9 protein-coding genes are annotated in these 12705 nt (G+C 69.8%); 6 read left to right on the top strand and 3 right to left on the bottom strand.

Annotated features, from left to right (window positions below):
* The first annotated feature begins 124 nt into the window (after positions 1 to 124).
* The 3 genes from AC3AOF_RS14350 to AC3AOF_RS14340 are packed head-to-tail and all read left to right on the top strand — an operon-like array spanning position 125 to position 4987.
* Complete coding sequence (locus AC3AOF_RS14350) at positions 125 to 2035, top strand: extracellular solute-binding protein (protein ID WP_488348886.1); 1911 nt, start codon at positions 125 to 127, stop codon at positions 2033 to 2035.
* Entirely contained in the window at positions 2035 to 3876 is a 1842-nt protein-coding gene (locus tag AC3AOF_RS14345; RefSeq protein ID WP_488348993.1) for an extracellular solute-binding protein, read from the top strand. Before AC3AOF_RS14350 ends, AC3AOF_RS14345 begins: the two co-directional genes overlap by 1 nt.
* Before the next feature lie 4 nt (positions 3877 to 3880).
* Entirely contained in the window at positions 3881 to 4987 is a 1107-nt protein-coding gene (locus AC3AOF_RS14340) for a microcin C ABC transporter permease YejB (RefSeq protein ID WP_488348885.1), read from the top strand.
* Positions 4988 to 5205: 218 nt separating this feature from the next.
* Here AC3AOF_RS14340 and grpE read toward each other — a convergent pair whose 3' ends face one another.
* Together grpE and AC3AOF_RS14330 are read right to left on the bottom strand one after the other, a co-directional pair.
* Entirely contained in the window at positions 5206 to 5799 is a 594-nt protein-coding gene (grpE, locus tag AC3AOF_RS14335) for a nucleotide exchange factor GrpE (protein WP_236990169.1), read from the bottom strand.
* Positions 5800 to 5858: 59 nt separating this feature from the next.
* A complete protein-coding gene (locus AC3AOF_RS14330; RefSeq protein ID WP_488348884.1) occupies positions 5859 to 8696 on the bottom strand; it encodes a [protein-PII] uridylyltransferase in 2838 nt (945 codons plus the stop codon).
* Positions 8697 to 8950: 254 nt separating this feature from the next.
* Here AC3AOF_RS14330 and AC3AOF_RS14325 point away from each other — a divergent pair, with 254 nt between their 5' ends.
* From AC3AOF_RS14325 to AC3AOF_RS14315, 3 genes are all read left to right on the top strand, one after another.
* A complete protein-coding gene (locus AC3AOF_RS14325) occupies positions 8951 to 9931 on the top strand; it encodes an aliphatic sulfonate ABC transporter substrate-binding protein (protein ID WP_488348883.1) in 981 nt (326 codons plus the stop codon).
* 5 nt (positions 9932 to 9936) lie between these two features.
* On the top strand, positions 9937 to 10767 hold the full coding sequence (locus AC3AOF_RS14320; RefSeq protein WP_488348882.1) for an ABC transporter permease: 831 nt from the start codon (positions 9937 to 9939) through the stop codon (positions 10765 to 10767).
* Between the two features lie 239 nt (positions 10768 to 11006).
* Positions 11007 to 11789 carry an ABC transporter ATP-binding protein gene (locus AC3AOF_RS14315; protein WP_488348881.1) on the top strand — a complete coding sequence of 261 codons (783 nt, stop codon included), beginning with the start codon at positions 11007 to 11009 and terminating at the stop codon, positions 11787 to 11789.
* Between the two features lie 24 nt (positions 11790 to 11813).
* Here AC3AOF_RS14315 and AC3AOF_RS14310 read toward each other — a convergent pair whose 3' ends face one another.
* Positions 11814 to 12704 carry an STM4011 family radical SAM protein gene (locus tag AC3AOF_RS14310; RefSeq protein ID WP_488348880.1) on the bottom strand — a complete coding sequence of 297 codons (891 nt, stop codon included), beginning with the start codon at positions 12702 to 12704 and terminating at the stop codon, positions 11814 to 11816.
* Position 12705 lies beyond the last annotated feature (1 nt).

The raw sequence follows: 12705 nt of genomic DNA, 5'->3' as shown, positions 1-12705 counted from the left end.
GTGGGCCCGTCGAGAGCCGGGCCTTTTTGCGTGAGGGGCCCCTGCGCCGACGCGCCCGGGTTGGCGGAGCCGCCTCCCGCGACCTAGAACGGGGAGACCTTTTCCACATGGAGGATCGCCCCGCGTGATCGCACGCCCCCTCACTCGCCGCACCGCCCTTGCCTTCCTGAGCCTCGCCGGCCTGCCGGCCGGGGCTCGAGTGTCCCGCGCACAAGCGCAGGGAGCGCTTGCGGCAGGCGGCACCACCGGCGACGGCTGGCGCCACGGCCTGTCGCTCCTCGGCGAGCCGAAATACCCGGCGGGCTTCACGCATTTCGACTACGCGAACCCCGATGCCCCTAAGGGCGGGCTGGTGCGGTTCGGCTCGCAAGGCTCGTTCGACAATTTCAACATGATCGTCGCCGGGGTGAAGGGCGACCTCGAGAGCCAGATCCCGCTGATCTACGACACCTTGCTCGCCCAGGCGCAGGACGAGGCCTCGACCTATTACGGCCTCGTCGCCGACGGCGTGAGGCCGGCCGCGGATCTCGGCAGCGTCGCCTACCGCCTGCGGCCGGAGGCGCGCTGGCACGACGGCAAGCCGATCACGCCGGACGACGTGGTGTTCTCGTTCGACGTGCTGAAGGAGAACAGCCCGCAATACGCCGCCTATTACCACAACGTGACGAAGGCCGAGGCGACCGGCCCGCACGAGGTGACCTTCACCTTCGCGGAGAAGGGCAACCGCGAATTGCCCCAGATCGTCGGCCAGCTGCCGGTGCTGCCCAAGCACTGGTGGCAGGGCAAGGACGCGAGCGGAAAGACCCGCAACCCGACCGAGACGACGCTGGAGATCCCGCTCGGCTCCGGGCCCTACCGGCTCGCCCGCTTCGATGCCGGCCGCACCGCGACCTACGAGCGGGTGCCGGATTACTGGGGCCGCGACTTAGCCGTGAACCGGGGCGCCAACAACTTCGACACCCAGCGCGCCGAGTATTTTCGCGATGCGACGGTGATGATCGAGGCGTTCAAGGCCGACCAGTTCGACTGGCGCACCGAGAACATCGCCCGCAACTGGGCCACCGCGTATGACGGCTTCCCGGCCGTGCGCGAGGGCCGGATCGTCAAGGAGGAATTTCCGCAGGCCGGCATGGGCATTATGCAGGCCTTCACCCTCAACCTGCGGCGCAAGAAGTTTGCCGATGCGCGGGTGCGCCGGGCCTTCAACCTCGCCTTCGACTTCGAGGAGATGAACCGCACCCTGTTCTACGGGCTCTACAAGCGGGTCGATTCGTACTTCTTCGGCACCGAATTGGCCTCGTCCGGCCTGCCGGAGGGGCGCGAGCGGGCGATCCTGGAGAGCGTCAAGGACAAGGTCCCGGCCTCCGTCTTCACCACCCCCTACAAGAACCCGGTCAACGGCAGCCCCGAGGCGGTGCGCGCCAATCTTCGCGAGGCGGTGCGCCTGTTCCAGGAGGCGGGCTACGAGATCCGCGGCAACCAGATGGTCGAGAAGGCGACCGGCCAGCCCTTCACGGTCGAGTTCCTGGGCTACGACAACTCGGCCGAGCGGGTGGTGCTGCCCTATCGCGCGGCGTTGGAGCGCGTCGGCCTCAAGGTGTCGTTGCGGGTGGTCGATCCGGCCCAGTACCAGAACCTCGTCCGCAGCTTCGACTTCGACGCGCTGGCGCTCAACAGCTGGGCCGAATCGCTGTCGCCGGGCAACGAGCAGCGCGATTTCTGGGGCTCGGCCGCCGCCGACCGGCCGGGCTCGCGCAACGTGGCGGGCATCAAGGATCCGGGCATCGACGCGCTCATCGACAAGGTGATCTATGCCGGCGACCGCGAGGATCTGGTGGCGGCGACCCGGGCGCTCGACCGGGTGCTGCTGGCCCACGATTTCGTGGTGCCGCAATGGTCCTCGCCGGTGTCGCGGACCCTGCGCTGGAACCGCTTCGCCCATCCGGCCGTGCTGCCGAAATACGGCGCCTCGGGCTTCCCGACGACCTGGTGGTACGACCCCGCGCTCGCCGCCAAGACCGGGGCGGCGCGGTGATGCGCCGGCGCAGCTTCCTGGCGGCGAGCGGGGCGGCCTTGCTGGCCGCCCGCCTCCCGGCCCGCGCGCAAACGCCCGAGCGCCACGGCCTGTCGAGCTTCGGCGACCTGAAATACCCGGCCGGCTTCCCGCGCTTCGACTACGTCGAGCCGCTCGCGCCGAAGGGCGGCACCTTCTCGGCGCAGCTCTCGACCACCACCGGCAACCAGGCCTTCGAGACCTTCAACACCCTCAACATCTACGTGCTGAAGGGCGATGGCGCCGCCGGCATGGACCTGACCTTCGACAGCCTGATGGTCCGGGCCCTCGACGAGCCGGATGCCGTCTACGGCCTCGTCGCCCGCAGCGTCTCGGTGAGCGACGACGGGTTGGCCTACCGTTTCAGTTTACGCCCGCAGGCGCGCTTCCACGACGGCTCGCGGCTCACCGCTCGCGACGTCGCCTTCTCGATCATGACGCTCAAGGAGAAGGGCCACCCCCAGATCGCCGCGGTGCTCCGCGACGTGGCAGGGGCGAGCCCGGACGGCGACGACGCGGTGGTGGTGCGCTTCGCCCCCGGCCGCAGCCGCGACCTGCCGCTGATCGTCGCCGACCTGCCGATCTTTTCGGAAGCCTATTACCGGGGCCGCGACTTCGAGGCCTCGACCCTGGAGCCGCCGCTCGGCTCCGGCGCCTACCGGGTCGCCCGGTTCGAGGTCGGCCGCTTCATCGCCTTCGAGCGCGTCGCCGATTACTGGGGCGCCGACCTGCCGGTCTCGATCGGCCAGAATAATTTCGGTGAAATCCGCTACGAGTATTTTCGCGATCGCGACGTGGCGTTCGAGGCGTTCAAGGCCGGCACCTTCACCTGGCGCGAGGAATTCACCTCCCGCGTCTGGGCCACCGGCTACGATTTTCCGGCCGCCCAGGAAGGCCGGGTCAAGCGCGAGACGGTGCCGGACCACACGCCGTCCGGCACGCAAGGCTGGTTCCTCAACACCCGCCGGGCTGTCTTCCGCGATTCCCGCATCCGCGAGGCGATCGGGCTCGCCTTCGACTTCGAGTGGTCGAACCAGAACCTGATGTACGGCGCCTACAGGCGCACCGCCTCGTTCTTCGAGAATTCCGACCTGAAGGCGGAGGGCATGCCGTCGCCGGAAGAGCTGGCGCTGCTCGAACCGTTCCGGGGGAAGGTCCCCGACGAGGTGTTCGGCGAGCCCGTCTCGCCGCCGCGCTCGGACGGGTCGGGCCAGGACCGGGCGCTCCTGCGCCGGGCCGACACGCTGCTGCGCCAGGCCGGCTGCACCCGCGATGGCGGGGTAATGAAGCTGCCGGACGGCCAGCCCCTCGCCTTCGAGTTCCTGGATTCCTCGCCGGTCTTCCAGCCGCTGCTGCAATCCTACATCAAGAACCTGAGCCTCATCGGCATCCGGGCGAGCTCGCGCCTCGTCGATGCGGCGCAGTACCAGGCGCGGCTCAAGGATTTCGATTTCGACGTGGTCTCGACCCGGTTCGGCGGCTCGGTCACCCCGGGCGCCGGCTTGCGCGAGGTCTATGGCAGCCGGGCCGCCAAGGTGCCGGGCTCGCAGAACCTCGCCGGCATCGAGAACCCGGCGGCCGACGCGATGCTCGACCGCATCGCCGATGCCGCCTCCCGGGCCGACCTCACCACCGCCTGCCGGGCCCTCGACCGGGTGCTGCGCGCCGGCCGCTACTGGGTGCCGATGTGGTACGGCGCCCAGCACCGCCTCGCGCTCTGGGACATGTACGGCCGCCCGCGCGACCTGCCCAAATACAGCCTCGGCACCCCCGCCCTGTGGTGGCACGATGCCAACAAGGCCCGAAAGATCGGACGGACCTGACCTGATGGCCGCCTACCTCATCCGCCGCCTGCTCCTAATGATCCCGACGATCCTCGGGATCATGCTGATCTCCTTCACGATCGTGCAATTCGCCCCCGGCGGACCGGTCGAGCGGGTGCTGGCCCAGCTCCAGGGCCAGAACACCGCCATGTCCCGGATCACCGGCGGCGGCGGCGACCTCGCCGGGCGCGGCGGCACCTCCCAGGCCGGGGGAGGGGAATCGAATTCCCGCTACCGCGGCGCGCAAGGGCTCGATCCCGCCTTCATCAAGCGCCTGGAGCAGCAATTCGGCTTCGACAAGCCGGCCCCCGAGCGCTTCGTGAAGATGCTGTGGGATTATGCCCGCTTCGACTTCGGAAAAAGCTATTTTCGCGATGTCTCGGTGCTCCAGCTCATCCGCGAGAAGCTGCCGGTCTCGATCAGCTTAGGCCTGTGGATGACGCTGATCTCCTACGCGATCTCGATTCCGCTCGGCATCCGCAAGGCGGTGCGCGACGGCTCGCCCTTCGACGTCTGGACCTCAGGCGTGGTCATCGTCGGCTACGCGATTCCCGGCTTCCTGTTCGCGATCCTGCTGATCGTGCTGTTTGCCGGCGGCTCGTTCTGGCAGATCTTCCCGTTGCGCGGGCTGACCAGCGAGGGCTGGTCTCAGTTCTCGCTCTGGCACAAGGTGACCGACTACCTCTGGCACATCACCCTGCCGATCATCGCCATGGCGATCGGGGCGTTTGCCACCTCGACCCTGCTCACCAAGAACTCGTTCCTCGACGAGATCCGCAAGCAATACGTGCTGACCGCCCGGATGAAGGGCCTGTCCGAGCGCCAGGTGCTCTACGGCCACGTCTTCCGCAATGCGATGCTGATCGTGGTGGCGGGTTTTCCGGGCGCGTTCATCTCGGCGTTCTTCGCCGGATCGCTCTTGATCGAGACCATCTTCAGCCTCGATGGGCTCGGGCTCCTGTCGTTCGAATCGATCGTGAACCGCGATTACCCGGTGGTGTTCGCCAACCTGTACATCTTCTCGCTGCTGGGCCTGGTGGTGAACCTGATCTCCGACCTGACCTATAGCTGGATCGATCCGAGGATCGATTTCGAGGCGCGGGCGGCTTAAGTCGGAGCACGCCCTCTTGAACCCTCCCCCCTCTGCGGGGGAGGGTGCCCGGCGGAGCCGGGCGGGAGAGGGGACGACGTTTCCGGAAAAGACTGAACCGCGCTGACGGGCGCCATACTCGGCCCCGTCGCGCTACCCCTCTCCCGGCCTGCTCCGCAGGCCACCCTCCCCCGCAGAGGGGGGAGGGGTCAGGCGTCGCACCCGTTAAAGGCGGCGCCTCAGCCTTCCGTCGGCTTCGCCTCGGCCTTCGGGCCGCCCTTGGCGACGCCGACCAGCGCCGGGCGCAGGACGCGCTCGCCGATGACGTAGCCCGACTGCACCACCTGCACGACCGTGCCGGAGGTGACGTCGGGGTTGGGCACCTCGAACATCGCCTGGTGCAGGTTGGGGTCGAAGCGCTGCCCGTGCGGCTCGACCCGCTTCACGCCGTGGCGCTCCAGGGTCTTGAGCAGGTCGCGCTCGGTCAGGTCGATCCCGTCGACCAGCGCCTTGAAGGGGCCCTCGGCGCTCGCCCGCGCATCGGCCGGCACGCTCTCCAGCGCGCGGCGGATGTTGTCGGCGGCGTTGAGCATGTCGCGGGCGAAGTTCGTCACCGCGTAGGTGCGGGCATCCGCCACCTCGCGCTCGGTGCGCCGGCGCAGGTTCTCCATGTCGGCCAGCGTGCGCAGGAGCTTGTCCTTGAGGTCGAGCTTCTCGGCCTCGAGGGTGGCGATCGTGTCGGCGGTCGCGGCCTCCGGCGCGGAGGCGGGAGCGCCCTCGGCAGCCGCGGGCTCATAAGCCCGCGCGGCGTTCTCCGTGTCGTTCGGCGTCATCGTCATTCCGAAAAAGGGGTCGGGGAGTGACTCCGATATCAGGTGGGAGGCCGGCGAAATCAAGCTTCGCCGGCGATGGGGGCCGACTGGTTGCGCTCGTCCTTAAGGGCTGCCTTGCCGGCGCCGCGCCGGCCCTGCCCGGAGCGGGGCAGGTCGGCCTCGAACACCGCCATCACGGCCCGGCGGATCGTCGCCTGCCGGTCGGGCTGGGTCACCTTGGTGCCGGTGAGGTCGGTGACGTAGAACACGTCGACCGCCCGCTCGCCGAAGGTCGCGACGTGGGCCGAGGTGATGTTGAGGTTGAGCCGGCCGAGCGCCGAGGTGAGATCGAACAGGAGGCCCGGTCGGTCGAGGCCGGAGATCTCCAGAACCGTCTCGCGGGCCGAGAGCGCGTTGTCGATCGACAGGTCCGGGGCGACCTGGAAGGTGCGCGGCCGGTCCTTGACCGGGTGCTTGTCGGCGACGAGGTCGGCGATGCGGATCTCGCCCTTCAGCGCCCGCTCGATCGCCGTGGCGATGCGGCCGGTCCGGCGCAATTCGTCCTCGTCGCGCTCGAAGGCCCGCGACAGGGTGATGGTGTCGAGCACGAAGCCGTCGGCGGTGGTGAAGATCTGCGCGTCGACGATGTTGCCGCCCGACGCCGCGCAGGCGCCGGTGAGGATCGCGAGCAGCCGCGGATGGTCGGGCGAGTAGACGCAGAGCTCGGTGACGCCCCGCGACGGGTCGGTCTCGAAGGCAGTGGCGACGGTGTTGCCGGCCGCCGCCGCCGCCTTGATGAAATGGGCGTTCTTGAGCTGGCGCCCGGCATCGACCCTGAGCCAGTAATGCGGATAGTGCCGGGTGGCGTAGGCGTCGAACTCCTCCGCCGACCACTCCGTCAGTTGCTCGCGCAGGCGCATCTGGATCAGCCGGACGCGATCGGTGCGCGGGATCTCCGAGCGCCCGCCCGAGAGCACCATCTCGGTCTCGTAGTAGAGGGTGCGCAGGAGCGTCGCCTTCCAGGCGGTCCAGGTGCCGGGGCCGACCGCCTTGATGTCCGCGATGGTGATGACCAGCAGCAGCTTCAGCCGCTCCAGGCTCTGCACCACGCCCGCGAAGGTCTCGATGGTCTTCGGATCCGAGAGGTCGCGGCTCTGCGCCGTCATCGACATCAGCAGGTGGTGCTCGACGAGCCAGGCGACGGTGCTGGTCTCGGCGGCATCCAGCCCGAAGCGCGGGCCGAGCTTGCGGGCCACCGCCGCACCGGCGATCGAATGGTCCTCCTTCCGGCCCTTGGCGATGTCGTGCAGGAACATCGCCACGTAGAGGGCGCGGCGGTTCTGGATCGTGCCGACGATGCGGTGGGCCAGCGGATGCTCGTCCTCCAGCTCCCCGGCCTCGATCTTCGCCAGCACCCCGAGCGAGCGGATCAGGTGCTCGTCCACCGTGAAGTGGTGGTACATGTTGAACTGCATCATCGCGACGATGCGGCCGAAATCCGGCACGAACCGCCCGAGCACCCCGGTCTCGTTCATGTGCCGCAGGACCGTCTCGGGGGCGTTCTGCGAGGTGAGCAGCGCGATGAACAGGCGGTTGGCTTCGGGATCGACCCGCACCATCGGGCCGATCAGGGCCAGCGACCGGGTCGCGAGCCGGCTGGCATCGGGATGGATCGCGAGGTCGTGCCGGTCGGAGAGCCAGAACAGCCGGATCAGGTTGACCGGATCGCGCTCGAAGGCGGCATCGTCGCGCACGTCCAGGCGGCCGGTATGGATGCGGAAATCGTCCGCCTCCAGGTCGGGCGCGCGGAAATGCTGCTTGAAGCGGCGCAGCCAGCGGTCGAGCACCGGCGGGCGCTTGGCGTGGCGCGCCTCCATCTCGGCGCAGACGATGGCGGTGAGGTCGCCGACATCCTTGGCGATCAGGAAATACGCCTTCATGAACCGCTCGACCGCGGCAAGGCCGCCGCGGGCACCGTAATCCAGCCGCTCGGCGATGCGCGGCTGCAGGCCGAAGCCCAGCCGCTCCTCGGAGCGCCCCGTGACGAAGTGCATGTGGCAGCGCACCCGCCATAAAAACTCGTCGCAGCGCTCGAACAGGCGCAATTCATCGGGGGTGAACAGGCCGGCCTCGACGAGGTCGGCCGCCTCCTTGACCCGGAAGGTGTACTTGGCGATCCAGAACAGGGTGTTGAGATCGCGAAGACCCCCCTTGCCGTCCTTGACGTTGGGCTCGACGAGGTAGCGCGAGGCGCCGCTCTTCTGGACGCGGGCGTCGCGCTCCTTGAGCTTCGCCTCGACGAACTCGGCCGCCGTGCCCTGCACCACCTCGCGGTCGAAGCGGGTCTCCAGTTCCTCGAACAGCGCGCGGTCGCCGAACAGGAAGCGCGATTCGAGGAGGGCCGTGCGGATCGTCATGTCGCCGCGGCTCTCGCGCAGGCAATCGGCGACCGAGCGGGTGGCGTGACCGACCTTCAGCTTGAGGTCCCACAGGACGTAGAGCATCGCCTCGACGACGCTCTCGCTCCAGGCGGTCTGCTTGTAGGGCAGCAGGAACAGGAGATCGATGTCGGAGCCCGGCGCCAGCAGGCCGCGGCCGTAGCCGCCGGTCGCCACCACGGCGATCTGCTCGGCGGCGGTCGGGTTGTCGGAGCGGTAGAGGCGCTTGACCACCGCGTCGTAGATCGCCCGGATCACCGCATCCATCTGGGCGCAGATCAGCCCGGCGCAGGCATGGCCGTCGCGCTCGGCCATGAGCCGCCGCTCCGCCTCGGCGCGGCCGGCCTCGATGATGCGGCGCAATTCCGGCACCAGCCGCTCGCGCAGGCGCGTGGGGTCGCTCAGGGACTGGTCGATGCCGGCGAGCAGAGCTTTCAGGGCGGCGTTGGTGTCGGACGGGTCGATGACGGGTTCGGACATGGTAGCCGGGTTCGGGCCTGGAGCGGGGGGCGAGCGCGGCCGGGTCCCGTCGCGTCGATTCCTGTTTCGCATCACGGCAAGCGGAAAGCCAACGCTTCCGCGCCGCGCACAGGCTCCCACAGTACGACGCGTTCGGTCCGAAAGGCTGATCCGCTTCATCGGCCGGATCGTTTGACACTCCGAACGCCGCGCCCTAGCTATGGCGCCGATCCGCCCCGCCTGGAGTGACGGCGCGGTCGACAAGGGGAGAGACGATGCGCATCCATCGCCGCGCGCTCATCGGCGCCGCCCTCGGGACAATCGGCCTCGCCGCCGGTCCGGCCCTCGCGCAAGCCGCCAAGGAACCCGCGAAGGAAGTGCGCCTCGACTGGGCGACCTACAATCCCGTCAGCCTCGTCCTGAAGGACAAGGGCCTGCTCGAAAAGGCGCTCGCGCCCGAGGGCATCACGGTGCGCTGGGTCCAGTCGCTGGGCTCGAACAAGGCGCTCGAATTCCTCAATGCCGGCTCGATCGATTTCGGCTCGACCGCCGGCGCCGCGGCCCTGCTGGCGCGGATCAACGGCAACCCGATCAAGGCGGTCTACGCCTATTCGCGGCCCGAATGGACCGCCCTGGTGACGCGCCCCAACACCGGCATCACGGCGGTGAAGGACCTGAAGGGCCGCCGCGTCGCCGTCACCCGCGGCACCGACCCGCACATCTTCCTGATCCGGTCCTTACGCGGCGCCGGCCTGACCGAGCGCGACGTGAAGCTGGTGCTGCTCCAGCATCCGGACGGCCGCACGGCTTTGGACCGCGGCGACGTCGATGCCTGGGCCGGGCTCGACCCGATCATGGCGGCGGCCGAGATCGAGAACGGCGACGTGCTGTTCCACCGCGATCCCGCCGCCAATACCTGGGGCGTGCTCAACGTCCGCGAGGATTTCGCCAAGCAGAATCCCGACCTGACCCGCAAGGTGCTGGCCGCCTACGAGGAGGCGCGAAAACTCGCTCTCTCGGATCCGAAGGAACTGACCCGCATCCTCGTGGCGGCGACGAAGCTCCCCGAGCCGGTGGTGGCGCGCCAGCTCGAGCGCACCGACCTGTCGCAGCCGGTCATCGGCAAGCGCCAAACCGAGACGATCCTCGATGCCGGCACCGCCCTTCTCGATGCCGGGGTGATCCCGGCCGGTACCGATGTCGGCGCGGCGGTCCAGGCCCTGATCGATCCACGCTTCGGCCCGGCGGCCCCGTAACGGCGATGGAGGCGAGTTCGCTGCCCCTCGCGGCCGCGCCGGCCGGTCCCGCGCGCCGATCCTTTCGCTTGCCCGGCGGCCGGATGCTCACCGGGCTCGTCCTGCCGCTGGTGCTGGCCCTCGGTTGGGAAGCGGCGGTGCGGGCGGGGCTGGCGCAGGGACGGCTGGTGCCGCCGCCGAGCCGGGTGCTGGCCACGCTGTGGGGCCTGGCCGAGAGCGGCGAACTCTGGACCCACGTGCTCGCGAGTCTCACCCGGGTCGCGGCAGGCTTCGGCTTCGGTGCCGTCGCGGGGATCGTGGTCGGGGCACTCACCGGCACCTTGCCGCTCGTCCGGCGCCTGATCGATCCGAGCCTCCAGGCGCTCAGGGCGATCCCCTCGATCGCCTGGGTGCCGCTGTTCATCCTGTGGTTCGGCATCTTCGAGGCCTCGAAGATCACCCTCATCGCGGTCGGCGTGTTCTTCCCGGTCTATCTCGGGGTGGCGGGCGCCATCGCGGGGGTCGACCGCAAGCTCGTCGAGGTCGGCCGGGTTTTTCGGCTCTCGCGTCTCGCGCTGGCGCGGCGGATCCTGCTGCCGGCGGTCCTTCCGGCGACCCTGGTGGCGCTCCGCACGGGTTTGGGGCTCGGCTTCATGTTCGTGGCGGCGGCCGAGCTGCTCGGCGCCTCGGAGGGCCTCGGCTACCTCCTCCTCGACGGCCAGCAGCTCGGCAAGCCGGACCAGATCGTCGCGGCGATCCTGGCCTTCGCCGCCCTCGGCAAGCTGTGCGACGCGGTACTGGTCGGGCTGACGCAGCCGCTCGCCCGCTGGCAAGACACCGCGCGGGACGCGCTCTGATAGGCTGATGACGAGAGACTGTCCGCCGTGATCGACCCGTTCACTCCCACCCACGACCTCATCCTGAGGTGCTGCGCAGCAGCCTCGAAGGAGGGCTCCAGTGCGCGCAGAGACTTCTGGAGCCCTCCTTCGAGGCTCCTGTCAGTCTGCGATCTACGATCGCCAGCACCTCAGGATGAGGTCGCGAATGGGAGAGACGAGGTCCTCGTGATGCCGCCGCCGCAGACCACGCAGGCGCCATGCTGATCCTCGATCGCCTGTCGAAGACCTATGCCGACGGCACGCGGGCGCTCGCCGACCTCTCGCTCGAGGTCCGGGCCGGCGAGATCGTGGCGCTGATCGGCGGCTCGGGCTGCGGCAAGACCACCCTGCTGCGCCTGATCGCCGGGCTCGACCGGGCGAGCGCCGGCCGGATCAGCCTGGACGGCGAGGCGATCACGGCGCCGCATCCGGGGGTCGGCATCGTGTTCCAGGAGCCGCGGCTCCTACCCTGGCTCAACGTCGCCGACAACGTCGCCTTCGGCCTCGCCGACCTGGCGAAGGCCGAGCGCCGGACCCGTGTCGCCCACGCCCTGGAGCGCGTCGGCCTCGCCGAGCATGCCGGGCGCTGGCCCCGCGACCTGTCGGGAGGCCAGCAACAGCGCGTCGCGATCGCCCGCGCCTTCGTCGCCGCCCCGAAGGTGCTGCTCCTCGACGAACCCTTCTCGGCTCTCGATGCCCTGACCCGGGCCGGACTGCATCGCCACCTCCTGGCGCTCTGGGAGGAGAGCCGGCCGACCGTGCTCCTCGTCACCCACGACGTCGCCGAGGCGGTGGCGCTCGCCGACCGGGCCGTGGTGCTGCGCCCGAAGCCCGGCCGGATCGACGACACGATCCCGCTCCCCTTGAGCCGCCCGCGCCAGCCTTCGGCGCCAGGCAGCGAGGCTGCTGCCCGCACGATCCTGGCGAGCCTCGACCGCTCCTTGCGCCCGGAAGGCGAGCCCGACCGCGCGAGGCCGGATGCCGCCGCGATGTGGTGGTGAGATCGCCGCCGCCGATGCCGCCGGTCAGGGCTTCGACGCCGCGCGCGGGCCCGCCGGCCTGATCGGCAGCGCCCGTTCCAGCAGCCCGTCGCCGAACAGGTCGCGAAACCCCAGATGCGGCATGTGGGCGTAGCCGATATGGCAGCGGCACTGGGCGAGCGGGCAGGGGCGCGGCGCCAGGACGGCGTCGAAATCCGGGTCGTAGAGGTTGCCGATCCGGGTCTTGACGCTGTGGCAGCGGCGGACCTCGCCATCGCCGTCGACGCTGATGACGCTCTCGCCGGTGGCGCAGGCCCGGCCGCGGCTGCGGATGCCGGCCCGGTTGATGCCAAACAGCGGGTCGATCGCCTGGAGGAGCGCCAGGTCGTCCTCGGCGTAATGGTTCGGGCCCTCGTCCCGATAGGCATTGATCCAGAGATAGATCTCGGGGCGCAAGGCCGCGCGGAGCGCCGTGATGCTTGGCAAGTGCTCGCGCTTGCCCACCACTCCGACGCTGTAGCTGACGCCGCGCCCGTCGAGGGCGGCGCAGCGGGCAAGGAAGCGGTCGAGGGAGGTCTCGCCCGGGTGGAAGGTGCACCAGAACGCGATGCGCGAAGGCTTGCAGGCATCGAGCCAGCCGGTCGGCCAGGACAGGTTGGTCTGCGCGGCGACCCGGCGCACCTGCGGCATCCGGCTCAACTCGGCCATCGCCCGCCGGTAGGCGGGGCGGATCAGGGCCTCGCCCCAGGGCGTGAACAGGATGCCGAGGCTGCGCTGCCTCTGCCCCGCCACCCACTCGACGAAGCGGGCGAGCTGCGCGGCATCCCGGTGCAGGGTCTCGCGGCTGTCGCGCCTCTTGGCGAAGGGGCAGTAGGGGCAGGCGTAGTTGCAGCTCGCGAGCGGGCCCCGGTACAGGATGTCGAGAGGGGCGCTCACG

It is taken from the genome of Methylobacterium sp. 142-1Y, from assembly GCF_057747795.1.
Note: the sequence above shows the minus strand (reverse complement) of the source record. Positions and strands in the feature narration are given on the sequence as shown.